Origin of the sequence: Niveispirillum sp. KHB5.9 (genome assembly GCF_048066115.1) — a bacterium.
GTDB lineage: Bacteria > Pseudomonadota > Alphaproteobacteria > Azospirillales > Azospirillaceae > Niveispirillum.
On the sequence record NZ_JBLTYX010000001.1, the window covers coordinates 805,668 to 830,966 of the forward strand.

Genomic DNA, 25,299 nt, shown 5'->3' on the forward strand with positions numbered 1-25,299 from the left:
ATCGATCAAGGAATTCTGAAATGCCCGGCTATAACCGCCGTACCCTTCTGCTCGCCTCCCTCCTGGCCGGCAGCACCGCCCTTCCCGCCCTGGCCCAGGGTGCGGGGGAGACGCTGATGATCGAGGAGATCATCGTCACCGCCCAGCGCCGTGAGCAATCCTTGCAGGTCACCCCGGTGGCCGTCACCGCCCTGACCGCAGACGCCCTGGCCGACCAGCAGGTCGGCAGTGCCGAGGACCTGTCATCCATCGTGCCCGGCCTGACCCTGCTGCCGGTCACCGCCAGCCGCTCCACCCTGCAGGTGGGTTTGCGCGGTGGGTCGGAACAGTCGGGCGGTCTGGTGACGTCGGAATCCGCCGTCGCCTTCTATGTCGACGATGTCTATCGCGGCCGTCTGGCCGGGTCCAACCTGGAGCTGGCCGATATCCAGCGGATCGAGGTGCTGCGCGGGCCGCAGGGCACGCTCTATGGCCGCAATTCCTTCTCCGGCGCCATCAAGGTGGTGACCCGCACACCGGGCGAGGATGAATGGGCCGAAATGCAGGCCGGCATCGGCTCCTACAATGAATACCGCGCCTCGGCCTCCTGGGGTGGCGACCTGATCGAGGACGCCCTGGGCGCCTCCTTCTCCGTCCTGTACCGGGATCAGGACGGCTATGTTCATAACGAGGCGCTGGATAAGGATGTGTTCGGGCAGGAGAACCTGGCCCTGCGCGGCAAGCTGCATTTCTATGGCCGCGAAGGGTTGAAGGCCACCCTGTCGGTGACCCGCACCCAGGACCGCAATGACGGTCCGGCCAACCTGATCCCTGTCTCCTGGCCCGGCACCTACCCGACGCTGGCCGCCAATGCCGTGTCGTTGAAGGATGCCATCCCGCGTGCCGGATCGCGCTTCGTCAGCCAGTCCACGGCCGATCCCGACGGCTATACCGACCAGACGGCGGTGTCACTGGACATTACGGCCGAATGGGGCGACGTGACGGTGCGGTCGATCTCCGCCTTTGTCGGCACCGATGACGGGTTCGTGTTCGACCTGTCGGGCGGCATCCGCAACGCCGATGGCAGCTTCCGCCCCAACGGTCTGGTCCGCGATGGCCAGAGCGAGACCGACCAGTACAGCCAGGAGATCCAGTTCCAGGGCGACGGGTTCGACGGCAAGCTGAACTGGATCACCGGGCTTTATTATTTCCGTGAGGAAAGCCTGCAGGTGCTGAAGGACGTGCTGGTCCTTGGCCCCGGATTCTCCATGCCGGTGCTGCCGCAGACCATCGACAGCACCACCGACAGCTATGCCGCCTTCGTCCAGGCGACATATCAGGTGGATGAGCGCCTGTCCGTCACCGGCGGCCTGCGCTATACCAAGGACAAGAAGAAGCTGGATGGCAGCATCCAGAACTATCTGCCTTTCGCCCCCGGCCCGGCCATCGTGCTGGTGCCCGTGCAGCGGGAACCCAGCTTCAGTTCCTGGTCGCCCAAGGCCGGCGTGGATTACAAGCTGAGTGACGATGTCTTCGCCTATGCCACCGTCTCCAAGGGCTTCAAGGCCGGCGGCTTCAACGGCCTGGCCGTGGCCAGCCCCGTGGTGTTCGGCACCGTCTATGACCCGCAGACGGTCTGGGCCTATGAGGGCGGCGTGAAGGCCACCATGCTGGACGGCCGGCTGCGCACCAACCTGTCCGTCTATCGCAACGACCTGAAGGATTTGCAGCAGACCGAACAGGTGGCCGCCGGTTCCTACGCCATCCGCAATATCGGCAATGCGCGGGTCACCGGGGCGGAGCTGGAACTGACCTTGAAAGCGGCGGAGGGGCTGGACCTGTTCGCCAATCTGGGCCTGATGGACGACAAATACACATCCAAGAACCCCCTGTCGGACAGCGCCACGGCCGGTGCCAAGCACCTGCCTTTGGTCTCGCCCTGGAACCTGCAGACGGGCTTCTCCTATGAGACGCCGGCTTTCTGGCAGGACGCGGCCCGTGTGCGCCTGTCGGCGTCGTACCAGTATCAGGACGATTACTATTCCACCGTCGCCAATCTGGTGAAGACGGAGACGGTGGGTCTGGTCAACGCCTCGGTGGCCCTGGTCTCCGACAATGACAGCTGGAGCCTGACGCTGGCGGGCAAGAACCTGACGAACGAGGAATATTTCACGACGGCGCCCAGCAACGCGGCGGTGGCGATCGCCGAGCCGAGGATGTGGACGCTGACGGCGGGGTACAAGTTCTGAGGCTTCGTGTCCGGGAGACATGGATGACCTGCCCCCTTCCCGCGCTGTGGGGAGGGGGATTTTTTATTGGTTGGGGTTGGGGGCGTTCGGAGTGGGTTGGGCTGCTGCTCCGAATGGTGGGGCGATGTGAAACATCGTGCAACACTGTTAAGGGGTGTGTTTCGGAGGTGCCATGGTGGCCGCTCCGAATGCGGGCGGTTCTGTGCAACATTGTGAAACACAAAATGCGATGCGTTTCAGAGTGGGCGGTGGGCCTGCTCCGAATGATGGACATACCTGTGGTGTTGACGAGTTCTTATAGCACAAGCGGACGCCGAAGTCACATCCGACCGTGGCCCTCCCGATCAGCCTTCAGGGGTCCATGGGTTCACCAGGGACACGCCGGTGGCGGTGAAATCCGCGATGTTCCGGGTCACCACCGACATGCCATGCACCATGGCCGTGGCCGCGATCAGGGCGTCTCGTTCGGCACTGGGATCGGGAACATGCAGCCGGGCACAGCGCAGGGCCACCGCCTCATCCACCGGCAGGATGCGTTTGGCGAATTCGGGCCGCACGACCGTTTCCACCCATTTGCGCAGGATGGCGGCTTGCGCGGCATCCCGCCTGTCCGCGCGCAGGATGCCGATTTCCAGTTCCATCAGGGTGATGGCGGAAAGATAGAAATCGTCGGCGCGGCACCGGGACAGCCAAGCCGTCACATTGGGGTCCGCCCTACCATCGCCGGCCTTGCGCAGTTCGGAAATGACGTTGGTGTCCAGGACATACATCAGGAGAAATCCGCCGGCCGAAGCTGAATGCCGGCCTTGGGCGGATCGAACTCGATATCGGACAGGCCGGGCATGGACAGGGCATCAACGATGCTCCGCCCCTGGCCACCGGTCAGGCGCTGATACTCGGCATAGGACAGCAGCACAAAGGCGGGCTTGCCCCGGTCGGTGATGACCACGGGATTGTGTTCTGCTGCCCGCTTGGCCTTGCCGACATCCTGGTTCAGCTCCCGGCTGGATACGGTCGTGATGGGCATGGGGGGCGGCTCCGCTTAGGATGTAGAGATGTTACTACATAGATAAGGAGAATACCAAGAACATAGAGATTATGCTGTGCTCAACTTGGTGTCGTTCGAGGCATTAGAGAATCTCCCTAGGACGAAAACATCGATGTCGTGGCGAGAAACTACGGTTACGGCTACAAACTGGACAAGAAAGAAAATGCTACGATAATTCCTTGATTTAGCATTAATGGTGCGATTATGTTTTCAATAGCCTGAAGGGTTGACGCAGGGCCTGCGCTCGCCTCTGAAGTTTAAATATAATTAGGATGTTTCCCTTAGATTCATGCTGGAGGAATAAGTGGACCCAATTACCAAAGCTCTTCTTGCCGAATTCGTGAAGCAAAATGAACTAGAAGACCTACCAGAAGATAAGCAGTTTGAGCACTTTGCGGCTTTTTCCGTTATCGCCTCACGCTATGGAGAAGAATTCTCTACTTCTGATGTTGTATTGGGCGGCGGCGCAGATCTTGGAATTGACGGCTGCGGCATAATACTTAATGGTAGATTGATTGATGATGAACAAGAAGTTGAAGATATTCAAAAATTAAATGGCTATCTGGAAGCTGAATTTATTTTTGTTCAAGCAAAGCGTTCAGCGAACTTCGATGGTTCTGCAATGCTTTCTCTTGGGCAAAACCTAAAAGACGCGGTATTTACTCATCAGACATCTCCTCCTATTAGCTTGGAGCTCAAAAAACGTATCAAGATTATAGATGAAATTTATAACCGTGCGGCTACTTTTCGCAAAAACCCGGAGTGCCGAATTTATTACGTTACAACAGGTATATGGAATAATGACCAATACTTGCAAACAATAGTAAAAAAGCAAGTTAGCGACCTTAATGGGACAAGCATGTTCTCAGAGGTTAAGTATCAGCCAGTTGGAGCGCAAGGCTTACAGCAACTTTATAGAAACACAAAATATACAATCAGTAGGCAGATTAATTTCGATAGGACCGTAGTATTACCTTCAATAGATAAAGTGAAGGCTGCATATTTGGGCGCCATACCTGCGTCTGAATTTGTTAAGCTTATAATTGATGAGGATGATAATATTGTAAAGTCAGTATTTATAGATAATGTTCGAGATTTTCAGGGAGAAAATCCGGTAAACACTGGAATATCAGCAACACTTACAAGTGGGTTACTAGACCAGTTCGTATTGCGTAACAATGGGGTTACTATAGTGGCTCGCGACCTATCCATCACTGGCCAGATGTTTACCGTACGCGATTATCAGATTGTCAATGGCTGCCAAACCAGTCATGTTTTATACATGAATAGGGCAAGCCTAACTGATAATCTTTATGTTCCGTTGAAATTGATATATACTGATGACGAAGAAATAGCACAAGAAGTAATTAAATCAACCAATAGACAAACTCCCGTTGACGAAAACGATTTACTCGCGCTGACTAAATTCCAGAGAGATTTGGAAATTTATTATTCCGGCATGCCTGATAACCGTCGCCTCTACTACGAACGTAGGTCCAAGCAATATGCCAGCCGGGCCGACGTTGAACGGACTCGTATCATACCCATTGGCATCCAATTGAAAGCATTTGCTTCAATGTTCTTGGACGCCGCCCATCAGGCGGGGCGATATCAAGCAACTCTGCTCAAGCAAGTCGGCGAAAGCGTGTTTAAAGCTGGCCATAGGCCTGAAGCCTATTATACGGCAGCACTAACATTCTACCGGTTTGAGAGTCTTCTGCGCCGTGGGCATGGAGATACTTCTGATCTGCGCTCGTTTAAGTTCCATTTCTTGCCGGCATTCCGTCATAGATTTGAAGAAAGTGACTTCCCTGGATTTGAGCACAAAAAGATTTCCACGTGGTGTGAACCACTGAACACTTTGCTAGCAGATGCCGACCGGTCTAGGGAGGCATTTGAAATTTGTGCAGACCTCATACGTAGAGCGGCAAACAGCCGAAATCTTCAAATTGAACGGGATGCAGTCAAGGTTCAGACGCTAACAGAAGGAATTCGCGCGCTGGCAATTAAAGAGAATGACGTTAAGAAGCCAAAAGTATAACCTACATACCACTTTCACTAATTTTCTTTGTGCTCTCTAAAGGCAGGAGCTGGGCATCTAATTAGTATCCAGCTCCTGTCTAACCAGTCCTAAATCATAGCCATCCCTTCACCCCGGCATGTGCCCCTCACTATTCCCCAAATACCACCGCGCCAGCTCCTCCCGCGTCGGCCACCACACCCCCTCCAGCCCCTTCGCGTATTCCAAAAACTCCCGCAGCCCCCGGATACGGTATCCCCGCCCCGTGACATGCGGGTGCAGCCCCACATTCATCAGGCGGGCGGTTTTCTCGCCTTCCTTCAGCAGCACCGACAATTCCTCGATCAGCGTATCTCTGAACGCATCGGTGGTCAGGTTGCGGCGGGTCAGGAGGGTGAAGTCGTTGATTTCGTTGGAATAGGGGACGGAGACCAGGGGGCCCTTGTCGGTGCGGATCGGATAGGGCTGGTCGTCATTCATCAGGTCGCAATAGAACAGGAAGCCCTGTTCGGCCAGGATGCCGGCGGTGTTCAGCGTGCCGCGCAGGGAGGAGGAGAGCCAGCCCAGGGGGCGGCGGCCGACATGGCGCTCATACATCTCGATAGAGCGCAGGATGATGTCGCGCTCCCGGGCCGGGTCCTTGGCGAAATTGGTCAGCAGCTCGCCCTGTTCATAATTATGGGCCAGCAGTTCCCAGCCGCGCTCCAGACAGGCATCGACCATCGCCTTGCGGCGTTCGAAGGTGACGGCGTTGGTGGTGCAGCTGGCCTTCACGCCCAGCTCGTCGAACAGGTCATAGAGGCGCCAGATGCCCACACGCTGGCCATATTCGCGCCAGGTGTAGTTGGGGAAGTCCGGCGTGTCGCCGGGCAGCACGTCGGGCAGGATGGCCGGGCCGCCGGCATAATAGGGCTTGTCCGTGTCCTTCGTCAGGTCCCAGGTTTCCAGGTTGAAGGTCAGGATCAACGCGACCTTCTTGCCCTCGGGCCAGCGCAGGGGGCCGCGCTTGGGCAGCGGCACGTAATCATAGCTGAGCATCAGAATTCCTCCAGCAGGCGGCCGAAGCCGTAGACCTTGTCCTGGATGCCGTTGGCGCGCAGGGCGTGCCAATAGGTGGCGGTGTTGATGGCGATGACGGGCTTGCCCAGCCACAGCTCGGCGGCCGCCGCCAGCTTCACCATCGACAGGTTGGTGCCCACCTGCAGGATGGCGTCGACATCGTCGCCGTCGAGCTGCCGCAGCACCTCGCGCAGGCGGGGCGTGCCGACGCGGGCGATGGAGGTCCAGGAGGGGCATTGCAGCGGCACGTCGCGCACCGTCTCATACCCGTAATCGGACAGGAAATGGCGCACATGCTCGTTCGCCACCGGGTAATAGGGGGAGACGAAGGCCACCTTCTTCACCCCGCCATAGGCGGCGATGGCGGCGGCCAGCGATTCCGAGCCGGTGGAGAGGTAGAGCCCGCTGACCTCGCGGATCTGGCGGCGGAACCTGGCCGCCCCCTCCGCCCCGCCATAGAAGGTGATGGCCGACATGCCCATGACCAGATAGTCCGGGTCGGCGGTCATCACCGACTTCACGGCATCGACCGTGTTGTCGGCGATGGCCTGGGTGCCGGCCAGGAAGGTCTCGTTGCTGATGGCCTGGGCGTTGGAGACGATGATGCGGCTGTAATGGTTGGTCACGCCGGCCGGGCGCATATCGTCGAAATCGGGCTGTACCGTGGTGTTGGTGCTGGGGCCCAGCACGCCGAATACCTTACGCCAGCCGCGGCTGTCCTTGGCTTCATCCTGCATTGGTCATGTCCCCTTGGATATCGGAGGGTATTCAGTCGATCGTCGCGGCGTCGGCCAGGCTTTGGAACATGGCCTGGCGACGCAGGAACTGGCGGCGCTGTTCGGGGTCGTTGCGGATGGAAAGCAGCTCGTCCCGGCGCTTTTCCTGGGCGCTGCCCTGGCCTTCCTTCATCATTTCCATGGTCTGGATGGTCTGGGCCTGGACGAAGCTGCGCGCGGCACCCCGGCGCTGGCGGCTGAACTGGTCCAGCGAGGCGTCGTCGGGGCGGCCGGTCTTGATGATGGGGACCAGACGCCGGCACAGGTTGAAGGCATCATGGATGCCGCTATTCATGCCGAAGCCGCCCAGCGGATTGTTCAGATGCGCGCTGTCGCCCACCAGGAAGGCGCGGCCCTGGCGGAAGCTTTCGGCCACGCGCTGATGCATGCGGTAGATGGTACGGTGATAGGTCTTGATGCCGGTCTTGCCGATCAGGCGCTGGAACACGCGGTCGCGGTTCTCGTCCGACACCAGCTGCGCATCGGAACTGTCGGCCGTGGCCGGCAGCAGGATGCGCCAGACCGAGGGCACGCGCAGCAGCACCAGCCATTCCTCGGGATCGGCGACGTAATTCACATGCGCCAGATTGGGGAAGTAATCCTCCAGCGGCTCTGCCGTGGACAGGCACAGGAACTTTTCGGGATAGGTGAAGCCCTCGAACCCGACGCCCAGCCATTTGCGCACGGCGGAATTGGCACCATCGGCGCCGATCACGTAATCGGCGCGCACCTTCTCGATGGCGTAGGGCGTCTCGAACGCCACATCGACGCCGGTGCCGTCCTGGCTCAACGAAACCAGGCGGCTGTTGAAGCGGATATCGGCCTTGGGATGGGCGTCGAGCTTTTCCGCCAGCGCCCGGGCCAGATGGTATTGCTCGCATTGCAGGCGGTAGGGATAGCGGGTGGTGCCCTCAAGCTCCCCCAGGTCGAACTCCACCACGGCCCCCGTACGCCGGTCGCGGTAATGGTAGAGCGGCGCCTTCAGGCCCTTTTCCAGCAGGAAGGGCGTGATCTCCAGCTCGTCCAGCATTTCCAGCGTGGGCGGATGGAAGGTGGAGGCGCGCAGATCCTGCGCGCAGTCCGGCCCGGCCTCCAGCAGCAGCACATCGATGCCCTGACGCGCCAGATAATAGGCCGCGACCGTGCCGACCGGCCCGGCGCCGGCGATCACCACCTGCGTGCGGATCATGGGAGAACCTTTCTCGTTATCAGGGGGATGTCAGTTGGTGGCCCGGCGCAGATACGCGATCAGGGCGTCGCGGTCGGCCTTGTCGGGAAGCCCGATGAAGGCCATGGTCGTGCCCTTGATCAGCGAGGTCGGATGGGTCAGCCAGACATCCAGGGTTTTCTCGTCCCAGACGACGCCGCTTTCGCGCAGCGCCGGCGAATATTTGAAGCCCTCGACATGCCCAGCAGGCTTCCCCCAGAAACCGTTCAGGTTGGGGCCCACCTTGTTGGGCTTGCCCGCCGCCACCTCGTGACAGGTGCGGCAGCGCAGATAAAGACGCTCGCCCTTGTCGGGGGCGGTTTGCGCCATGGCGGACTGGAAGCAAGCCGCCATCACCGTGGCCAGGACGGCGGGAAGGATGGCGCGCGCCGCGATGCGACGGGAATGCCTGCCCACAGGAACCATGGTCGAACTGCCCCCATACAAAGGTTCGAATATTTGCGGCCTGCCCAATCAAACCGGCGATCCGCATACTGGTATTTGGGGGCACGCCGGATCGGCGGTCGATATGGCCGTCCCCATCTGGCCACCCAGTGGATAAATCACCGGCCGCACCTGTCGGACGGTGAATGATGCACTTAGTCTCACCATGCGACTTGCGGTTCCCCGCATCGCGAGCACTAGAGTTCCCGAAAACTGACCGCGGATCCGCTTTGCCGTTTCCGCGGTCTTTTTGCTTTATAGAACAATGAACAAGGGGATGAGCTGAGGATGCGGCGCGCTTCGATCTGGTTGACCATGCTTCTGTCCATCACCAGTTCCGGGACCGCCCTGGCGGCGGATCAGGATGCCGATACGATCTATCGCGAGCGGCTGGCGATCCTGAGCGGCAGCACCGGTTCGCTGGAGGCGCTGTATCAGCCGCGCGAGAAGGTGGCGGGTAAGGCGGCGGTGCTGCCGGTGGCCGGTCCCGGCCAGATCAGCATCAAGGATGAAGCGTTGGCCGCCGCGCGCGCCTATGCCGCCGACAGTGCGGCCCAGGCCTTCATTGTCTGGCATGATGGCCGCATCCAGGATGAGGCCTATTTCAACGGCACCGATATGGATACGCCGCTGGCGTCCAAGTCGCTGTCCAAGCCGATGACGGGCATGATCATCGGCCGTGCCATCCAGATGGGTCATGTGAAGTCGCTGGACCAGAGCGTGTCGGACTTCATCACCGAATGGAAGGGCACGCCGAAGGGGGCGATGCAGATCCGCCATCTGCTGGACATGCGCACCGGATTTCTGGAACAGGGGTTCAGCCCCGATCCGGCCAGCCCGTGGAACCTGGCCTATCTGGCGGTCGATCATGACAAGTACATCGTCCAGGATTATCCGTTCACCCATAAGCCGGGCGAACGCTATGGCTATTCCAACGCCACGTCGGAACTGATCGCGCTGGTGATCGAGCGGGCGACGGGCCGGCGCTATGCGGAATTCGTGGGCACTGAGCTGCTGATCCCGGTGGGGGCGCCGGGGGGCGAGGTGTGGATCAACCGGCCGGGTGGGCTGGCCCATTCCGGCTGCTGCATGATGCTGCCGGCGCGGGCCTGGCTGCAGATGGCGCGGCTGCTGCTGGATGATGGCGTCGTGGGGGGCAAGCAGCTGCTGCCCAAGGGCTATGTCAAGCAGATGGCAACGGGCACGGCGCAGAACCCGCATTACGGGTTGGGCCTGTGGGTGGCGGGGCCGTACAAGGAACGCCGCGGGTTCGGCGCGCCGGGGGCGGCCGGGCCGCAGGTGCTGCACAGCCAGCCCTATCTGGACAAGGACCTGTTCATGTTCGACGGCAATGGCAACCAGACGGTCCAGATATCCCAGGCCGCCGGCCTGATCGTGCTGCGCCTGGGTCCGAACCCGCCCAAGGGCGTGGATTGGGACAATAGCCGGCTGCCCAACCTGCTGCTGGGCGGGTTGAAGAAGAAGGTGACGCTGGTGGCGCAGGAGCGGTGAGTGCGGGGGTTTGACTGGGCATCAAATTGTAGTTACAAATAACCTGTGAAGATCGAATTCGATCCGGCCAAGAGCGCCAGAAACGAGGTCGAACGCGGGCTGCCCTTCAGCGCTGCCGCGGCGTTCGATTTCGCGACGGCATTGTATGCGGAGGATAAGCGGTTCGATTATCCGGAAACCCGGATCATCGCCGTTGGGTTCATCGACAGTCGCCTTCATGTGCTGTGCTTCACGGCCATCGCCGGCGGTATCCGCGTTATCAGCCTGCGCAAGGCCAACCGCAGGGAGATCAGGGACCATGCCCAGAAAACCGCTGACGAATGAGGATGGTGAAGTTCGGGAACTGACGACGCAGGATTTCCAGGAAATGCGGCCCGCAGCCAAGGCCCTGCCCGGCTTGCTGGGCGAGGAACTGGCGGCACAGCTTCTCCAACGCCGTCCCGGACGGGGTCCGCAGAAGGCGCCGACCAAGGCGCAGGTAACTTTGCGGCTGGATCCCGACCTTATTCAGCATTTCAAGCGATCCGGCACCGGTTGGCAGACCCGGCTCAACGATACGCTGCGCAAGGCCATCGGGCTCTGATATCGCGTCCTATTTCTGGTTCTGCGCCGCCGCCTGGGTCAGTTCAGCACTGATCGTGTCGGCGGTGCCTTTCAGATCGTCCAGATAACGATCCAAGGCCGCGTCCACCTTCATGGCGGTGGCGAAGAAGATCATGGTCATCGCCGCCTTGAAATGGTCGCCCAGGAAGATGGGCACGGCGATGGATGCCGTTTTGCCCGGCGTCAGATTATGGTGGTTGCGGCCCTGCATGGCGTAGCCCTGGGTCCGGATGCGCTCGACATTCAGGCCGGCGCGGGCGGCCTTCAGATATTCCGGGTCCACCTCCTGCGACACCTTCATCCAGCGCAGCAGGGTCTCCCGCTCATCATCCGGCGTATAGGCCATGGACAGCTTGCCCGACGCGCTGTCCAGCACCGGCAGGGTGAAGCCGGGGTAATAGCGTTCGAAGGTCAGGGCGGTGTTGGCGTGGGTGCTGTCGCGCAGCATCATGTTGCGGCCGACACGCGAAGCAATCGAGATGGGCCAGCCGATGCGCCGCGTCAGCGACACGATGTGGGGCCGGGCGATCTCCACCAGCCGGTCATCATCCTGGAAGCCATAGGCCAGCGACTGGACGAGTGCTGTGGGGCGGTAGCGTTTGCGGTCCGGTTCCTGCTCCACCAGCCCTTCATAGACCAGGGTCTGCACCAGACGGCAGGCGGTGGGATAGGGCACCTCCGCCTGGCGGGCGATTTCCATCATGGTCAGCGAGCCCTGGCGATTGATGGCCTTCAAGGCCGCGATCGCCCGCGTGATGGCCCGGATCGGCACCCCCTTCTCCATTCCCCACCCCTCCCCGTTTGTGACAGGTGGATGGTGCCTTGATTAAGGGGTGCCGGTCGCAGGGCGGATAGTTCGCTATCCGCCTGCCGGACAGGGGTGGATTACCGCGCCCACTTCTTATCAAACGCCCAAACCTCTTCGAACCCGATCAGGGAGCAGAATTCCTTGAAGTTGAACAAGGGGATGTCGGGCGACAGGCTGGTGCCCGTCTGCTTCAGATTCAGCAAAGCGGATTCCATGGCGGCCGCCGCCGCCAGGCTGGTCATGGCCGGGAAGATGGAGAGCGCATAGCCCAGCCCTTCCAGGGTCTTGGCGTCGCGGATGGGGGTCAGGCCGCCATCGGCCATGTTGGCCATCATCGGCTTGTCCAGCGCGGCGGTAACGGTGCGGGCTTCCTCGTCGCTGGTCAGCGCCTCGGGGAACAGGATGTCCGCGCCGGCTTCGGCATAGAGCTTCATCCGGTGCAGCACGCCATCCAGCCCCTCGCTCTGCCGCGCATCGGTGCGGGCGATGATCAGAAAGTTCTCATCCCGACGCGCCTCCACGGCCACACGGATCTTGTCGGCCATCTCGGTTGCCGGGATGACGCGCTTGCCCGGCGTGTGGCCGCACTTCTTGGGGAATTCCTGATCCTCGATCTGGATGGCGGTGATGCCGGCCTGCTCATAGGACTGGACCGTGTGATGCACGTTCAGCAGCCCGCCGAAGCCGGTATCGGCATCGGCGATGACGGCCGCGTTGGAAGTACGCACCAGCGTGGCCATGCGATCCACCATCTGCGTCACCGACGCGATGCCGGCATCGGGCAGGCCATAGGCCGACGCGACCGTCCAATAGCCGCTGCCATAGACGACGTCGAAACCGACCTTGTTAGCGATGACGGCACCGATCATGTCCTGGATGCCGGGGGCGGTGACGAACTGGCGGGCGGCCAGCTTCTGGCGCAGGATGGGGTTGGCCATGATTTTCCTCTGCTGGAGGGTTGGGTTAGATTCCGTTGAAAAATGGGGGATAGCCGCTTTTCATAGCCTCCTTCCGCGAAACTCTTGGGCACCACCGCTGCCACTCAATCCACCGTCACCCCGGCGAAGGCCGGGGCCCAAGTGACAAGCGCCTCGCTCTACGACCTGGGCCCCGGCCTTCGCCGGGGTGACGGTGGAGATGGCAGGAACCCTCACAGCCCGGACTTTCGCGGGGATGCTTATTGAAAGCTGGTTCCCAAAATTCCTACTAGACAAGCCACGGGAAGCGCTGCCGCCGCTCGGCCTCGTACCGGTCGATGGCGTCGCCGCGCGTGTTGAGGATGGTCATCACCTCGTCCCAGCCATTCAGCAGCGCATCGCGCTTCTTGGGATCGATATCGATGGTGATGGTGGAGCCGTCGGGCCGGGTCAGGGTCTGTGCTTCCAGGTCCACATGCAGAATGGCGCCGGCCTGGGCGTCGGCCAGCAGCAGCGCGTGGGTAGCGGCATCGACAATGATCGGCAGCATGCCGTTGCGATAGCAATTGCCCCGAAAAATCTCCCCGAAGCTGGGGGCGATGATGCAGGTGATGCCCTGGTCCAGGATGGCCCAGGGCGCCTGTTCACGGCTCGACCCGCAGCCGAAATTGGGGCCGGCGACCAGGATGCCGGCATTTCGCCAGGGATCGCGGTTCAGCACGAAATCCGCCACCTCCCGCCCCTGCCCGTCGAAACGGCGGTCATGGAAGGCGTAGCGGCCCAGCCCCTTCTTTTCCGTGATGGTCAGGAAGCGGGCGGGATAGATGATGTCGGTGTCGATATCGGCCTCGACCAGCGGGGCGGCGACGGCTGAAAGGCGGATGAAGGGCTGCATGGATCAGGCCTCCCCCAGATAATCGCGCGGATCGGCGATATGGCCGGCCACAGCCGATGCCGCTGCCATGGCCGGCCCCATCAGATGGGTGCGGGCCCCCTGGCCCTGGCGGCCTTCGAAATTGCGGTTCGATGTGCTGGCGCAGCGCCCGCCGGGGGGCAGCCGGTCATCATTCATCGCCACGCACAGCGAACAGCCCGGTTCTCGCCATTCAAAGCCGGCAGCGCGGAAGACGGCGTCCAGCCCCTCCGCCTCCGCCTGGCGCTTCACGTCGTGCGATCCGGGCACGGCCAGGGCCTGCACACCATCGGCCACGCGCCGGCCTCGCAGGACGCGCGCGGCGATGCGCAAATCCTCGATCCTTCCATTGGTGCAGGATCCGATGAAGGCATGGGTGATGGGGATGTCGCGCAGCGCCATGCCCGGCGTCAGGCCCATATAGGACAACGCCTTCACCATCTTGGCCGCTGCTTCGGCATCCGACGTTTCGGCGGGGTCTGGGACATGGCCGGTGATATCGGCCACCTGATCGGGACTGGTGCCCCAGCTGACCTGCGGGACCAGCCGCGTCACGTCGATATCGATTTCCCGGTCGAAGGCCGCACCTTCATCGGTCGGCAAAGTGCGCCAATAGGCGATAGCCGCGTCCCAATCCGCCCCTTGCGGTGCCAGGGGGCGGCCCTTCAGCCAGGCAAAGGTCACCTCATCGGGGGCGACCAGGCCGGTGCGGGACCCGGCCTCGATGCTCATGTTGCAGAGCGTCATGCGGCCCTCCATCGACAAGGCCCGCACTGCGGGGCCGGCATATTCGATGGCGTGGCCGATGGCGCCGTTGCTGCCCAGCCTGCCCACCACGGCCAGGATGATATCCTTGGCCCCCACACCCGGTGGCGGGTCGCCCAGCACATTGACGCGCAGGGTCTTGGCGCGGGTCATGCGCAGGGTCTGGGTGGCCATCACGCTTTCGCATTCGCCCGACCCGATACCGAAGGCGAGCGTGCCGAAGGCGCCATGGGTGGCCGTGTGGCTGTCGCCGCAGACCAGGGTCAGGCCCGGCAGGGTGAAACCTTGTTCCGGCCCCGTAACATGCACGATCCCCTGTCGCGGATCGTCCAGGCCGATCATATCGATCCCGAAATCCCTGGCGTTCTTCGCCAATAATTCCACCTGGGCGCGGGCTTGGCGATCGGCGATGGGCCGGTCGCGATGGCGAGTGGGCACCGAATGGTCGGTGACGGCCAGATGGGCGCCGGGATTGCGCACGGGCAGCCCCTTTTCCCGCAGGCCGGCGAAGGCCTGCGGGCTGCTGACCTCATGCAGCATGGCGCGGTCGATATAGAGCAGGCTGATGCCCCCGCCCTCATCGGCCACCACATGGCTGTCCCACAGCTTGTCATAAAGGGTCGCCGCCATGGCCCCTGTCCCCGATCTCTCAAGCCTATCCTGGCCGGACCACACCATGCCGCTTGGCGCCACGCCATGCGCCCGCCCGCCCGTGACCGCCTTGCGGACAATGACTCGGGCCAGCCGCGCCGCTGCCGACGGGGGCCGATAGGCTGCGCGGCATAACCAGTCAGCAGATGGGAACAGGGCGATGCCGGACGGTGCTTCACGCTTGGACGAGACGGGCAGCGGGCTGAAGGCGGCCCTGGCCGCCATCACTGGCCCTGATGGCGTCACCGACGATGCGGCCGCCCGTCGCCTGCACAGTGGTGACGTCTGGTCGGAAAGTGCCGAACCCGTCACCCTGATCGTGGCGCCGGACAATCTGGACCAGCTGTCGCGCGTCATGAAGCTGCTGCATGAGCGCAAGGTGCCGGTGGCGCCGCGTGGTGCCGGCATGAGCTATACCAGCGGCTATATCCCCACCGTTTCGGGCACCGTGTCGCTGGACATGCGGCGGATGAACCGGATCATCGACCTGCGCCCCGACGACATGGTGGTGACGGTGGAGGCCGGCTGCACCTGGATCGACCTGAACAAGGCGCTGGAGCCGCATGGGTTGCGCACGCCGTTCTTCGGGCCGATGTCGGGCCTGATCAGCACCATCGGCGGCGGCATCTCGCAATTGAACGCCATGCTGGGTGCGGGCCATCACGGCACCTCCAGCGAAAGCGTGGTGGCGATGACCATGGTGCTGGGCGATGGATCGATCCTGCGCACCGGGGCGCGGGGAGAAGATGGGGAAAGCCCCTTCTATCGCCATTTCGGGCCGGACCTGACCGGTCTGTTCTGCGGTGATTGCGGTGCCTTCGGCGTGAAGGCACACATCACCCTGCGCCTGATCCAGACGCCGAAATATGAGGATTATGCCAGTTTCGAATTCTCCACCGGCGGTGACCTGATGCGGGCCATGGCCGCCCTGGCGCGGGCCGGGGTGGCGGCGGAAATGTGCGCCTTCGATCCCGGCCTGACGCGGGTGCGCATGCAGCGTGCCTCCATGACCAGCGACGTCAAGGCGCTGGGCGCCGTCGTCACCCGCCAGAAGAACCCGCTGCGCGGGCTGTGGGAGGCGGTGCGCGTGGCCAAGGCCGGCCGCAGCTTCATCAGCCTGGACAGTTTCCCCCTGCATCTGAATGCCGAGGGACGGTCGGCCGAGGGTGTGGCCCATGACATGGCCACGGCCCGGCGCATCGCGGCGGCGCATAATGGCCAGGAGGTGGCGAACACCATCGCCAAGGTCATACGCGCCCTGCCCTTCCCCCCGCTCAACAGCGCGTTGGGGCCGGCGGGCGAGCGCTGGATTCCCATCCACGGCCAGATCGCCCTGTCCAAGGCGCCGGCCCTTTACGCGGCCTTGGAAGAGGTGTTCGCCGGTCTGGCCGAGCAGTTCGCCAAGCACGACATCAAGACCGGTTACCTGTTCACCTCGATGTCGACCAATGCGCTGATCCTGGAACCGGTGATCTATTGGCCGGAAAAGCGCCTGCCCGTGCATCATCAGGCGCTGGAGCCCGTGCATATGGCCCGCCTGCCCGAACATGCGGACAATCCGGAGGCGACGGCGGTGGTGGTGGTGGCGCGCAAACGCCTGATCGCCACCTTCAAGCGCTTCGGTTGCAGCCATTTCCAGGTTGGCCGCTCCTATCCCTATCGCGAGAGCCGCGACGAGGCCAGCCGCACCCTGCTGGACGCGCTGAAGGACGCCGTGGACCCCGCCCGCCTGCTGAATCCGGGTGTGCTGGGCTTCACCAAGGATGCAAAATGACCGCGACATACAAGGCCCTGCGCCTGACCCGCTTCGCCCGGAGTTTCCGCGACGCCGTGGAGGCGGTCGATCTGCCGCTGGCAGCACCCGGCCCCGGCGAGATCCGCGTGCGCAACCATTGGTGTGGCGTCAACGGCATCTTCGATACCCAGATCGCCCGCAACGCCGTGGATTATATCCGCATCCCCCTGCCCACCTGGACGGGGGTGGAGGCCATCGGCGTCGTCGAGGCGGTGGGCGACGGGGTGACGGATTTCCGCCCCGGCGATGCCGCCGTCACCAACCGTTTCACCGGCGGCTATCGCGAGGCGAACATTGCGCCGGCATCGCAGTTCATCCGCACGCCCAGTGCCGACCGCGACTATCTGGCCCTGGCATCGACGGGGGTTTCGGCCCTGCTGGCCCTGGAACATGTCGGCGGGCTGAAGGATGGGGAAACGGTCGCCATATCGGCCGCCGCCGGCGGGCTGGGGCATCTGCTGGTGCAACTGGCCAAGCTGCGCGGGGCCCGCGTCATCGCCGTCTGCGGTGGGGAGGAGAAGGGCGCCTTCGTCCGCGCGCTGGGTGCGACCCGTGTGATCGATTACCGGCGCGAGGATGTGGGAAAGGTGCTGGCGGCGGAGTTTCCCAACGCCATCAATCTGGCCATCGACACGGTCAGCGGCCCGATCTTCGATGCCTTCCTGGACAATGTCGCCCCGCTGGGCCGCGTGGTCGTGGCCGGTGCCGCCCAGGACCTGGACGGCAAGCCGGAAATCGTCACCGCACCGCGCATTTCCAACAAACTCTATTACAAGGGCGCGTCGGTGCGCGGCTTCATGAACGGGCTTTTGACCGACCTGTGGCCAGAAGCCCGCCAGCGGCTGTTCAATTTGCACGCGCAAGGCAAGATCAGCGTCACGTTCGACGCGCGTGGCCATCGCGGCCTGATGAATGTGCCGGATGCCGTCGAACATCTCCTGTCAGGCCGGTCAATGGGCAAGGTCGTCGTCGACCTGCGCCCCTAACGTCTCAAAAACAAGGGAACTTTAGACATGAGCAACAATGTCGCCGAACTGCGCCAGAACATGCCCCTGCTTGCCCGGAACGAAGGCGTGTGGGAAGGCTGGTACCGTTATTACAGCGCGGAAACCGGCAAGCTGATCGATCAGCATCGCTCGCGCCTGATCTGCCGCCTGAAGGAGGATGGTGAGTATCCGTATCACCAGACCAACCATTATTTCTGGGAAGACGGCAAGACCGAGGTGCGCGATTTCCCCGCCTCCTATGCCGATGGCCGCATCTGGTGGGACAACGACCTGATCAAGGGTTGGGCCGCCGCCATGAAGCCGGACGATTTCGACCGTTCCACCTGCCTGCACTGGACCCGCAAGGGCGACGACGACCTGTATCTTTACGAAATGATCCAGCTGTCCGATTGCGGCAAGTTCCGGTCGCGCACTTGGCATTGGTACAAGGGTGGCAAGTGCTTCCAGCGCACGCTGATCGACGAGATTTTCGTCACCAGCGACTGGAAGAACTTCACCAGCAATTCCGCTCCGAATAATTGATATCAGGCGTGCCGTGGCATTCGATTACGCCATACCGGTGATTGTCGCCGGGGGCGGTGCGGCCGGTGCCGTCGCCGCCCTGGCCGCCCGCGATGCCGGGGTGGACGTTCTGCTGCTGGAGCAGGACGCCACGCCCTTCGGCACGACCTCGATGTCCCAGGGACTTCTCTGCGCCGCCGGCACAGCGGCGCAGAGAAGCCTTGGGATCGATGATGATGGCGAGCAGCTGTTCGCCGATATCATGGAAAAGACCAGGGGGCGGACCGATCCGGTGCTGGCCCGCGCCATCGCCCATGGGTCCGGCCCGGCGCTGGACTGGCTGGTGGCGGCGCATGGCCTTCCCTATACGCTGGATACGCGGTTCAAGCCGTCCTTCGGGCATACGCGGCTGCGCGTCCATGGCTGGCCCGGCCGCAGCGGCGGGGACACGCTCCAGTTTCTTCATCGGCGCCTGGAGGAAACGGGCGTCGATATCCTTTATCGTGCCCGGCTGGTCGAACTGGTCACCGGACCCGATGGCCGCGTGCAGGGCGTGGTGATCGAACGGCCCGATGGCGGGCGTGATGCCATCGGCTGCGACACGGCTATCCTGGCCACCGGCGGTTTCGCCGGCAATCACGACATGGTCCACACCCATATCCCCGACGCGCGCGGCGCCCATTACCATGGGCATGAGGGCAGCGACGGGCTGGGTATTCGGCTGGGCGCCGGCATCGGCGGCGGTCTGGCCGATATGGGCGCCTATCAGGGCTATGGCATGCTGACCGACCCGCAGGGCATCACCCTGCCGCCGGGCTTCATCCTGGAAGGCGGATTGCTGGTCAATGCCCATGGCGACCGGTTCGCGGATGAAACGGCGGACATCTCCGCCATCATCCATCCCGTCCTGGCCCAGCCGGACGGCCGCGCCTGGGTGATCTTCGATGAACGGATCGAGCAGGCCTGCGCCCATATCCAGGAAAGCATGCAGCTGCGCGAGCTGAACGCCGCCAAGGGGGCGGACAGTATCGGGGCGGATGCCGGCCGGCTGGACGCCACGCTGGCCGATGCCTGGGCGGCCTATCGCGAAGGCCGGCCGGACAGTCAGGGCCGGGTCTGGGCCGATGCCCCGCCGCTGGCGCCCTTGCGCGCCTTGCGGCTGCGCGGCGCCATCTATCACACCCAGGGGGGGTTGCGCACCGATGGCGACGGGCGGGTTCTGGATGCCGGCGGCCGGCCGCTGCCCAACCTGTTCGCCTGCGGCGGGGCCGCGCGGTCGGTGTCCGGCCCGTCCTGCTGGGGCTATCTGCCGGCCATGGGCATCTGCGGTGCCGTGACGCTGGGAAGGCTGGCGGGAATGGCGGCGGCCCGGATGGCACTGGGCTCATTCCCAACTTGATGTTTTGGAATTGGATAGTCCCTTGGCATGATCGCCCGTGACCACCAAGAAAGTGAACAAGGGGAAACTTCACCATGCGTATCACCGCCGCCATCCTGGACCAGATTGGTCTGCCCGGCCCCTATGCCGACAGCCGGCCGCTCCGCCTGGCGGAGGTGGAGCTGGCGCCGCCCAAGCCCGGCGAGTTGCTGGTGAAGATCGACGCGGCCGGCCTGTGCCATTCCGACCTGTCGGTGATCAATGGCGACCGTCCCCGCCCCATGCCCATGGCCCTGGGGCACGAGGCCGCCGCCACGGTGATCGAAGCCGGTGACCCTTCCAGCGAGTTCAAACCCGGCGACCGCATCGTCCTGGCCTTCCTGCCGGCGTGCGGGCAATGCGCCTGCTGTGGTGCCGGCGAGGGTTACCTGTGCCAGCCGGGGGCAACGGCCAATGGCGAGGGCCGCCTGCTGCGCGGCGGGCGGCGCCTGATGGAGCTGCCGGGCAAGGAGGTCAACCATCATCTGGGTGTGTCGGCGTTTGCCACCCATGCCGTGGTGGACCAGCGTTCCGCCGTGAAGATCCCGTCCGACATCGCGCCGGAGATCGCGGCCCTGTTCGGCTGCGCGGTGCTGACCGGCGTGGGGGCGGTGATGAACACGGCCGCTGTGAAGCCGGGTGAGAGCGTCATCGTCTATGGCCTCGGCGGTGTTGGCCTGTCGTCGCTGCTGGGCGCCGTGGCCGCCGGGGCGAACCCGGTCATCGCCGTCGATCCGATCGAGGAAAAGCGCCGCCTGGCCCTGGAACTGGGGGCCGCCGCCGCCGTGGCGCCGGCCGACGCGGCGCAGGCCATCGCCGATCTGACCGGTGGCGGGGCCGATGTGGCCATCGAGACGGCGGGCAAGGCCGCCGTGCTGGTCGCCGCCTACAAATCCACCCGCCGGGGTGGACGTACGGTCACCGTCGGCCTGCCCAACCCGGCGGAAATGCTGAGCTTCCCGGCCGTGTCGCTGGTGGCGGAAGGCAAGGTGCTGATGGGCAGCTATATGGGCTCCTCCATCCCGTCGCGCGACGTGCCCCGCTATATCGGCCTGTGGCGGGCGGGCCGACTGCCTGTGCATCGGCTGCTCTCGGGGACGGCGCCGCTGTCGGAGATCAACCGGCTGATGGATGAGCTGGCCGCCGGGCGGGTGATCCGGCAGGTGGTGCTGCCGTAATTGAAAAGAGGGCCTCTCGCGGGCCCTCTTTTTGTTGGTGTCTACAGCCCCATGGCGCCGGGGTTCATCGTCACCTGCCCGTCCAGCCGCGCCTTGACGGCACCCAGCAGGTCCTTCGCCGCCGGGTTCATCGCTTCGGTCACCGGATAGAGACGCCCCACCTGCAGGTGCGCGGCGCCATGCTTGGCGTAGAGCGCCACACATTCCTTCTTCAACTGCCCCATCAGGGCTGCCCCCTCCGGATTGGCCGGATAGCGGGGCAGGCTGTCGGCGGCGGACGGTTCCAGGATGCGGTCATGGAACGCCGCCCGCTCATCCTCCCAATAGAAGGCCAGTTCATAGAGGAAGCCGGTGGTGGCGATGGTGGAGAACATGGCGGCGGCCAGGATCCGGTGCTGTGCCATCGCCGCCGCGTGGTTCTCATACAGCTTCTCCAGATCGGCGCGGAACCCGGCGACGCGGCTGAAGGGCAGGATCCCGTGGACGGGCACCCAGCGTTCCCCCTTCGGCCCCAGAATGTGGTTGAGCGGCGGGAACGGGTAGGCGCGCACCAGGGTGGGCATGGAGTTCTCGATCTCCTTGCCGAAGGGGCCGGCCGCCGCGCGGATGCGGCGCAGCATCGACCGCTCCTCATCCTTGTCGAAGGCGTCGATCGTGTAATGGGCGGAATAATTGATCCCGTCCAGGAAGCCGCGCCCGGCAATGACGATCCTGGCCATCTGGAGCAGGGATTCGATGGGGCCCCGGCCCGCCCGCCCCACGGCCAGCAACATCTTCAGGTCGGATTTCAGATCGCCCATGCCCAGGCGCTGCTTCTGCAGGAACGGGTCCAGGCCGAACGCCTCCGACGCCACGCCTTCGCGCGCCACGGCGGACATCGCACCAAGCAGCTGGTCGAAATTCTGAAAGCCGAAGGAGATGCCGGTATTGATCGGCCGGCGACGGACCAGGCGCAAGGCGACGGCGGTCTTGATGCCGAAGGCGCCAGCGTCGCCCCCGAACAGGCCGGTCAGGTCCGGGCCGTAATGGCGGAAGAAGGGCACGGAGCCCTCCTGCGCCCAGGAACCGGTGCGCAGGAGGGCTCCGTCGGCCAAGGCCACCTCCAACCCCAGCAGACTGTCCACGGCGGTGCCATAGATTCCGGTGCCATAGGTGACGGCGTTCTGCGACATGGTGCCGCCCACGGTCGCGCGGATGCCGGAGAACGGACCCCAGAAGGCGGTGCGCAGGCCCAGGGGGGCGAGTGCCGCATCCAGGGCCGCCCAGGTGACACCGGCCTCCGCCACGACATACATGTCGCCCGCATTGATTTCCACGACCCGGTCCAGCGCGCCGGTATCCACCAGCACCGCACCGGGCTTGGCGGAGAGATAGCCGTTGGAATAGGACATGCCGCCGCCGCGCGGCAGGGTCGCGATGCCGGCCCGGTGCAGCAGCTTCAGCGCCTCGCGCAGCGCCTCGCGCGTGGCCGGGCGGATGACGGCCAGCAAGGGCGCGCCGACCGAATGCACATCCTGGCTGTGGAACGCCAGATTGTCGGCATCGGTCAGCACGGCGCCATCGCCCAGCAGGCCGCGAAGCTGCGGCAGAAGGTCGGCGGTGGCGGCGATATCCGGCATGATGTGGCTTCCCTGACGAGGATGGTGTTGGCGTCAGAGTGCCAGGACTGTTCGCTTTGGGATGCGTGGGTCCGCCCGCCTGTCCGGAGGGCGGACAGGTCAGTCCTCAAACCGCTCCGGATACCGCCCCAGCATCCCGATCAACACCGCCCCCACCGCGAACCCAACCCCACAGGCGATCAGGCCGACCGTGTAGGAACCGGTGGCATCGTACAGCCGGCCCACGCCCATCGGCCCCAGCCCGGCGCCCAAAGCGAAGAAGCCCAGCTGCCAGCCATAGATCTCGCCATAGGCACGCAGGCCGAAATAGCGGCTGGCCAGATAGGCGACCAGATCGACCTCCGCCCCCGCCGCCATGCCGATCAGCACCACGGCGACGACGGCAATAGCCAACCCACCGGCGGGAACCAGCAGCAGCAGGCACGCCGCCGCCGCGATGGCCAGAACGCCGAAGGCCACGGCCGGCGCATAGAACCGGTCGACCAGCACACCGATGCCCAGGCGGCCGACGATGATGGCGAAGCCCAGCAGGCTGGCCACCCAGACGGCGGTCGCCCGCTCCATCCCGCCACCGGACAGGATGGAGACCAGATGCACGATCAGCGCCGACACGGCGAAGGAGGCGAATAGGAAGCCGATGCCCAGCATCCAGAATTGCCGCCGGCCACGAGCCTGGACGGCGGTGAAGCCGGGGCGGACGGGGGCGGTGGCGGCAACGGTGGCCTGGACCTTGCCCCCGACCTCATGGAACAGCAGCCAGACCACAGGCAGACCCAGCACCAGCACCAGGGCGCCCAGCCCGATATAAGCGGTGCGCCAGCCATGGTCGGCGATCAGCCATTGGGTGAAGGGCGGGGCCAGGATGGCGCAGACGCCGGTGCCGGTCAGGGTCAGGCCCAGGGCCAGACCGCGCGCCTTGTCGAAGCCGGCATTGACCGCACGGGTCCAGACGATGGGCAGCGTGCCCGCACCCAGCACCATGGCGGCGCCGAAGGCCAGATAGAAGGTCCAGAGTTCAGCGCCGATCAGGCTGAGGCCGCACAGGCCGAGCGACAGGCCGACCAGCCCTGCCATGCCCACCATCCGCCCGCCGAACCGGTCGGTCAGACGGCCGACGACCGGTCCCAGCAGCAGGGTGGTCAACGTGGTCAGGATGGTGGCGCTGGCCAGGGAGGTGCGGGACCAGCCGAATTCCTGGGTCAGCGGGCCGATGAAGATGCCCAGCGTATAGAAGGTCAGGCCGGTGATGCCCAGCCCCACGCCCGTCGCCGCCGCCAGCACCAGCCGCCAACCACGCCGGAACTCCTCTGCCTGACCCATGATACCCCTGTTCCGTTATTGTTCAGTGCCGTCCGAACCGTGCATACAGCGCGGCGGCCGTCAGATTGAATAGACCCGGCAGCACCCCGAAGGCCAGCATGACGCCGGTCAGGGCACGCGGTTCCTGCGGCAGCCCCGCCATGGAGCGGGCGACATCGAAACCGAAACTCGACAGCACGATGCCGACCAGCAAGGTGCCGCCCAGCGCGAAGCCGATCTTGTCCACCGCGATCCAGGCGGCGGAATAAAGCCCGGCATGGGCCCGATCCTCGCCTGCGATGTCCGACATCATGGAGAAGGACAGCAGCGCCCAGCCGGAATTGAAGATGGCGGCAATGAAGCACAGGCCGTAGGCGACACCGGTACCGGCCCCGGCATTCACCGACCAGATGATGTAGGTGAGCGCGTAGCCGATGGCCGAGGCCACATAGACCGGCTTCTTGCCCACCTTCCTGGCCAGGGCCACCCACATGGGCTGGGCCACGATGATGCCGGCGCAGGCCACCATGATCAGCCCGCCGATCAGCTGCAGAGCGCCCGCCCCCTGCCCCATATTGTAGGTCAGGAAATACAGCATGGCGGCATAGGCCATGCCCGACCCGGTGAGCTGCAGCAGGTTGGAGGTCAGCAGCACGGAGAAGCGCGGATGCGCCAGCACGGCGAGAGCCGCACGCGCCGTCAACCGATCCCCCGTCGCCACAGCCGGTGCCCGGCCGGCCTGGCGCGACGCGCGGCCGGCGCCGAAGAAGGCGATCAGCAGCGAGAGGGGGCAGATCACCGCCAGGACGCGGGCCATGCCCTCGTACCCCGGCTGCCCGCCGCCCAGATATTGCACCACGCCGGGCGCCAGCGCCCCGCCGACCAGGACGCCGGCAGCGGTGAATACCAGACGCCAGGACATCAGGATCGTGCGCTGGTGCGGATCGTCCGACAACTCACCGGCGATGGCCAGATAGGGCACGGAGAAGCTGGCGAACACCGCCATATAAAGGCTGAAGGCGCCGGCCACATAGGCGACGCGGCCCTGCGTGGACAGGTCCATGGGCACATGGAACAGCAGCAGGAAGGCGGCGGGCGAGCCGATGACGCCGGCCAGCAGCCACCAGCGGCGATGGAACCGTTGCTTCCAGCGGTCGGACAGGATGCCGACCAGCATATCGCAGCCCACACCCCAGACCAGCTTGGGCACGAAGATCGCCGCACCGGCCAAAGCCGGCTCGATCCCCAGCACCGTGGTCATGAAGAACAGCAGCAGCAGCGACGGCACATCGCGGAACACCTGCCCCGCCACCTGTCCGGCGCCATAGCCGACCTGGGACAGAAGCCCCAGGCGGCCGGCTTGTTGCGGGGACGCATCGGTGGCGGCGGCGGTCATGGGCGGGCTTTCGGTGGGGTGGTGGGAACAACTTCGCCTTGCTTGTGCCGGCAAGAGCCCTGGAGACCCTTGGGCACCTTCATTTCCAACCACACCACCGTCACCCCGGCGAAGGCCGGGGCCCACGTGACAAGCG

Annotated in this window: 23 protein-coding genes; 10 read left to right on the forward strand and 13 right to left on the reverse strand. The window is 64.0% G+C overall.

Annotated elements, in window-relative coordinates; all coding sequences use genetic code 11:
• The first annotated feature begins 20 nt into the window (after positions 1 to 20).
• On the forward strand, positions 21 to 2,228 hold the full coding sequence (locus tag ACM9HJ_RS03195) for a TonB-dependent receptor (RefSeq protein WP_416570233.1): 2,208 nt from the start codon (positions 21 to 23) through the stop codon (positions 2,226 to 2,228).
• A 344-nt stretch (positions 2,229 to 2,572) separates the two neighbouring features.
• Here ACM9HJ_RS03195 and ACM9HJ_RS03200 read toward each other — a convergent pair whose 3' ends face one another.
• Together ACM9HJ_RS03200 and ACM9HJ_RS03205 are read right to left on the reverse strand one after the other, a co-directional pair.
• Complete coding sequence (locus tag ACM9HJ_RS03200) at positions 2,573 to 2,998, reverse strand: type II toxin-antitoxin system VapC family toxin (RefSeq protein ID WP_416570234.1); 426 nt, start codon at positions 2,996 to 2,998, stop codon at positions 2,573 to 2,575.
• Complete coding sequence (locus tag ACM9HJ_RS03205; RefSeq protein WP_416570235.1) at positions 2,998 to 3,255, reverse strand: type II toxin-antitoxin system Phd/YefM family antitoxin; 258 nt, start codon at positions 3,253 to 3,255, stop codon at positions 2,998 to 3,000. Before ACM9HJ_RS03205 ends, ACM9HJ_RS03200 begins: the two co-directional genes overlap by 1 nt.
• A gap of 325 nt (positions 3,256 to 3,580) precedes the next feature.
• Here ACM9HJ_RS03205 and ACM9HJ_RS03210 point away from each other — a divergent pair, with 325 nt between their 5' ends.
• Positions 3,581 to 5,317, forward strand: a complete 1,737-nt coding sequence (locus tag ACM9HJ_RS03210) for an AIPR family protein (protein ID WP_416570236.1) — start codon at positions 3,581 to 3,583, stop codon at positions 5,315 to 5,317.
• A gap of 108 nt (positions 5,318 to 5,425) precedes the next feature.
• On the opposite strand, the gene ACM9HJ_RS03215 is transcribed toward ACM9HJ_RS03210, so the two are convergent.
• The 4 genes from ACM9HJ_RS03215 to ACM9HJ_RS03230 are packed head-to-tail and all read right to left on the reverse strand — an operon-like array spanning position 5,426 to position 8,764.
• The gene (locus ACM9HJ_RS03215) at positions 5,426 to 6,334 is read right to left on the reverse strand and encodes a hypothetical protein (protein ID WP_416570237.1); all 909 of its coding nucleotides are present in this window, start codon (positions 6,332 to 6,334) and stop codon (positions 5,426 to 5,428) included.
• Positions 6,334 to 7,092: a hypothetical protein gene (locus ACM9HJ_RS03220; protein ID WP_416570238.1), complete on the reverse strand. Its 759-nt coding sequence runs from the start codon at positions 7,090 to 7,092 to the stop codon at positions 6,334 to 6,336. Before ACM9HJ_RS03220 ends, ACM9HJ_RS03215 begins: the two co-directional genes overlap by 1 nt.
• A 31-nt stretch (positions 7,093 to 7,123) precedes the next feature.
• A complete protein-coding gene (locus ACM9HJ_RS03225; RefSeq protein ID WP_416570239.1) occupies positions 7,124 to 8,320 on the reverse strand; it encodes an FAD-dependent oxidoreductase in 1,197 nt (398 codons plus the stop codon).
• Positions 8,321 to 8,350: 30 nt separating this feature from the next.
• The gene (locus ACM9HJ_RS03230; RefSeq protein WP_416570240.1) at positions 8,351 to 8,764 is read right to left on the reverse strand and encodes a c-type cytochrome; all 414 of its coding nucleotides are present in this window, start codon (positions 8,762 to 8,764) and stop codon (positions 8,351 to 8,353) included.
• A 306-nt stretch (positions 8,765 to 9,070) separates the two neighbouring features.
• Here ACM9HJ_RS03230 and ACM9HJ_RS03235 point away from each other — a divergent pair, with 306 nt between their 5' ends.
• The 3 genes from ACM9HJ_RS03235 to ACM9HJ_RS03245 are packed head-to-tail and all read left to right on the forward strand — an operon-like array spanning position 9,071 to position 10,877.
• A complete protein-coding gene (locus tag ACM9HJ_RS03235) occupies positions 9,071 to 10,294 on the forward strand; it encodes a serine hydrolase domain-containing protein (protein WP_416570241.1) in 1,224 nt (407 codons plus the stop codon).
• Positions 10,295 to 10,339: 45 nt separating this feature from the next.
• Positions 10,340 to 10,618 carry a BrnT family toxin gene (locus ACM9HJ_RS03240; RefSeq protein WP_416570242.1) on the forward strand — a complete coding sequence of 93 codons (279 nt, stop codon included), beginning with the start codon at positions 10,340 to 10,342 and terminating at the stop codon, positions 10,616 to 10,618.
• Positions 10,593 to 10,877 (forward strand): BrnA antitoxin family protein, encoded by a 285-nt coding sequence (locus ACM9HJ_RS03245; protein ID WP_416570243.1) that lies wholly within the window; start codon positions 10,593 to 10,595, stop codon positions 10,875 to 10,877. Before ACM9HJ_RS03240 ends, ACM9HJ_RS03245 begins: the two co-directional genes overlap by 26 nt.
• Positions 10,878 to 10,886: 9 nt before the next feature.
• On the opposite strand, the gene ACM9HJ_RS03250 is transcribed toward ACM9HJ_RS03245, so the two are convergent.
• The 4 genes from ACM9HJ_RS03250 to leuC all read right to left on the reverse strand — a co-directional run bounded on the left by ACM9HJ_RS03250 (position 10,887) and on the right by leuC (position 14,930).
• Positions 10,887 to 11,681 (reverse strand): helix-turn-helix domain-containing protein, encoded by a 795-nt coding sequence (locus ACM9HJ_RS03250; RefSeq protein ID WP_416570244.1) that lies wholly within the window; start codon positions 11,679 to 11,681, stop codon positions 10,887 to 10,889.
• Positions 11,682 to 11,782: 101 nt separating this feature from the next.
• Positions 11,783 to 12,643: an isocitrate lyase/PEP mutase family protein gene (locus ACM9HJ_RS03255; RefSeq protein WP_416570245.1), complete on the reverse strand. Its 861-nt coding sequence runs from the start codon at positions 12,641 to 12,643 to the stop codon at positions 11,783 to 11,785.
• 268 nt (positions 12,644 to 12,911) lie between these two features.
• Positions 12,912 to 13,517, reverse strand: coding sequence for a 3-isopropylmalate dehydratase small subunit (leuD, locus tag ACM9HJ_RS03260; protein ID WP_416570246.1), 606 nt, complete (start codon positions 13,515 to 13,517; stop codon positions 12,912 to 12,914).
• A 3-nt stretch (positions 13,518 to 13,520) separates the two neighbouring features.
• Complete coding sequence (gene leuC / locus ACM9HJ_RS03265) at positions 13,521 to 14,930, reverse strand: 3-isopropylmalate dehydratase large subunit (protein ID WP_416570247.1); 1,410 nt, start codon at positions 14,928 to 14,930, stop codon at positions 13,521 to 13,523.
• Between the two features lie 181 nt (positions 14,931 to 15,111).
• On the opposite strand from leuC, the gene ACM9HJ_RS03270 reads away from it, so the two are divergent.
• The 5 genes from ACM9HJ_RS03270 (at position 15,112) to ACM9HJ_RS03290 (ending at position 20,849) form a co-directional block, all read left to right on the forward strand.
• Positions 15,112 to 16,725, forward strand: a complete 1,614-nt coding sequence (locus ACM9HJ_RS03270; protein WP_416570248.1) for an FAD-binding oxidoreductase — start codon at positions 15,112 to 15,114, stop codon at positions 16,723 to 16,725.
• A complete protein-coding gene (locus tag ACM9HJ_RS03275) occupies positions 16,722 to 17,732 on the forward strand; it encodes a zinc-binding dehydrogenase (protein ID WP_416570249.1) in 1,011 nt (336 codons plus the stop codon). Before ACM9HJ_RS03270 ends, ACM9HJ_RS03275 begins: the two co-directional genes overlap by 4 nt.
• Positions 17,733 to 17,759: 27 nt before the next feature.
• Positions 17,760 to 18,275: a hypothetical protein gene (locus tag ACM9HJ_RS03280; protein WP_416570250.1), complete on the forward strand. Its 516-nt coding sequence runs from the start codon at positions 17,760 to 17,762 to the stop codon at positions 18,273 to 18,275.
• A gap of 13 nt (positions 18,276 to 18,288) precedes the next feature.
• Positions 18,289 to 19,653: an FAD-dependent oxidoreductase gene (locus ACM9HJ_RS03285; protein WP_416570251.1), complete on the forward strand. Its 1,365-nt coding sequence runs from the start codon at positions 18,289 to 18,291 to the stop codon at positions 19,651 to 19,653.
• Between the two features lie 74 nt (positions 19,654 to 19,727).
• Positions 19,728 to 20,849, forward strand: a complete 1,122-nt coding sequence (locus ACM9HJ_RS03290; protein ID WP_416570252.1) for a zinc-binding dehydrogenase — start codon at positions 19,728 to 19,730, stop codon at positions 20,847 to 20,849.
• A gap of 41 nt (positions 20,850 to 20,890) precedes the next feature.
• Here the strand turns inward: ACM9HJ_RS03290 and ACM9HJ_RS03295 are convergent, their stop codons facing one another.
• From ACM9HJ_RS03295 to ACM9HJ_RS03305, 3 genes are all read right to left on the reverse strand, one after another.
• Entirely contained in the window at positions 20,891 to 22,468 is a 1,578-nt protein-coding gene (locus tag ACM9HJ_RS03295) for an FAD-binding oxidoreductase (RefSeq protein WP_416570253.1), read from the reverse strand.
• 99 nt (positions 22,469 to 22,567) lie between these two features.
• The gene (locus ACM9HJ_RS03300; RefSeq protein ID WP_416570254.1) at positions 22,568 to 23,788 is read right to left on the reverse strand and encodes an MFS transporter; all 1,221 of its coding nucleotides are present in this window, start codon (positions 23,786 to 23,788) and stop codon (positions 22,568 to 22,570) included.
• Between the two features lie 22 nt (positions 23,789 to 23,810).
• Entirely contained in the window at positions 23,811 to 25,163 is a 1,353-nt protein-coding gene (locus ACM9HJ_RS03305) for an MFS transporter (protein WP_416570255.1), read from the reverse strand.
• Positions 25,164 to 25,299 lie beyond the last annotated feature (136 nt).

Excerpts from the sequence above, each read along its gene's own strand:
- ACM9HJ_RS03200 (WP_416570234.1), bottom strand. The coding sequence starts at position 2,998 with ATGTATGTCCTGGACACCAACGTCATTTCCGAACTGCGCAAGGCCGGC.
- ACM9HJ_RS03275 (WP_416570249.1), top strand. The coding sequence starts at position 16,722 with ATGACCGCGACATACAAGGCCCTGCGCCTGACCCGCTTCGCCCGGAGT.
- leuC (WP_416570247.1), bottom strand. The coding sequence starts at position 14,930 with ATGGCGGCGACCCTTTATGACAAGCTGTGGGACAGCCATGTGGTGGCC.
- ACM9HJ_RS03245 (WP_416570243.1), top strand. The coding sequence starts at position 10,593 with ATGCCCAGAAAACCGCTGACGAATGAGGATGGTGAAGTTCGGGAACTG.
- ACM9HJ_RS03270 (WP_416570248.1), top strand. The coding sequence starts at position 15,112 with ATGCCGGACGGTGCTTCACGCTTGGACGAGACGGGCAGCGGGCTGAAG.
- ACM9HJ_RS03250 (WP_416570244.1), bottom strand. The coding sequence starts at position 11,681 with ATGGAGAAGGGGGTGCCGATCCGGGCCATCACGCGGGCGATCGCGGCC.
- ACM9HJ_RS03235 (WP_416570241.1), top strand. The coding sequence starts at position 9,071 with ATGCGGCGCGCTTCGATCTGGTTGACCATGCTTCTGTCCATCACCAGT.
- ACM9HJ_RS03215 (WP_416570237.1), bottom strand. The coding sequence starts at position 6,334 with ATGCTCAGCTATGATTACGTGCCGCTGCCCAAGCGCGGCCCCCTGCGC.
- ACM9HJ_RS03295 (WP_416570253.1), bottom strand. The coding sequence starts at position 22,468 with ATGCCGGATATCGCCGCCACCGCCGACCTTCTGCCGCAGCTTCGCGGC.
- ACM9HJ_RS03305 (WP_416570255.1), bottom strand. The coding sequence starts at position 25,163 with ATGACCGCCGCCGCCACCGATGCGTCCCCGCAACAAGCCGGCCGCCTG.
- ACM9HJ_RS03225 (WP_416570239.1), bottom strand. The coding sequence starts at position 8,320 with ATGATCCGCACGCAGGTGGTGATCGCCGGCGCCGGGCCGGTCGGCACG.
- ACM9HJ_RS03220 (WP_416570238.1), bottom strand. The coding sequence starts at position 7,092 with ATGCAGGATGAAGCCAAGGACAGCCGCGGCTGGCGTAAGGTATTCGGC.
- ACM9HJ_RS03205 (WP_416570235.1), bottom strand. The coding sequence starts at position 3,255 with ATGCCCATCACGACCGTATCCAGCCGGGAGCTGAACCAGGATGTCGGC.
- ACM9HJ_RS03290 (WP_416570252.1), top strand. The coding sequence starts at position 19,728 with ATGCGTATCACCGCCGCCATCCTGGACCAGATTGGTCTGCCCGGCCCC.
- ACM9HJ_RS03195 (WP_416570233.1), top strand. The coding sequence starts at position 21 with ATGCCCGGCTATAACCGCCGTACCCTTCTGCTCGCCTCCCTCCTGGCC.
- ACM9HJ_RS03255 (WP_416570245.1), bottom strand. The coding sequence starts at position 12,643 with ATGGCCAACCCCATCCTGCGCCAGAAGCTGGCCGCCCGCCAGTTCGTC.
- leuD (WP_416570246.1), bottom strand. The coding sequence starts at position 13,517 with ATGCAGCCCTTCATCCGCCTTTCAGCCGTCGCCGCCCCGCTGGTCGAG.
- ACM9HJ_RS03280 (WP_416570250.1), top strand. The coding sequence starts at position 17,760 with ATGAGCAACAATGTCGCCGAACTGCGCCAGAACATGCCCCTGCTTGCC.
- ACM9HJ_RS03230 (WP_416570240.1), bottom strand. The coding sequence starts at position 8,764 with ATGGTTCCTGTGGGCAGGCATTCCCGTCGCATCGCGGCGCGCGCCATC.
- ACM9HJ_RS03300 (WP_416570254.1), bottom strand. The coding sequence starts at position 23,788 with ATGGGTCAGGCAGAGGAGTTCCGGCGTGGTTGGCGGCTGGTGCTGGCG.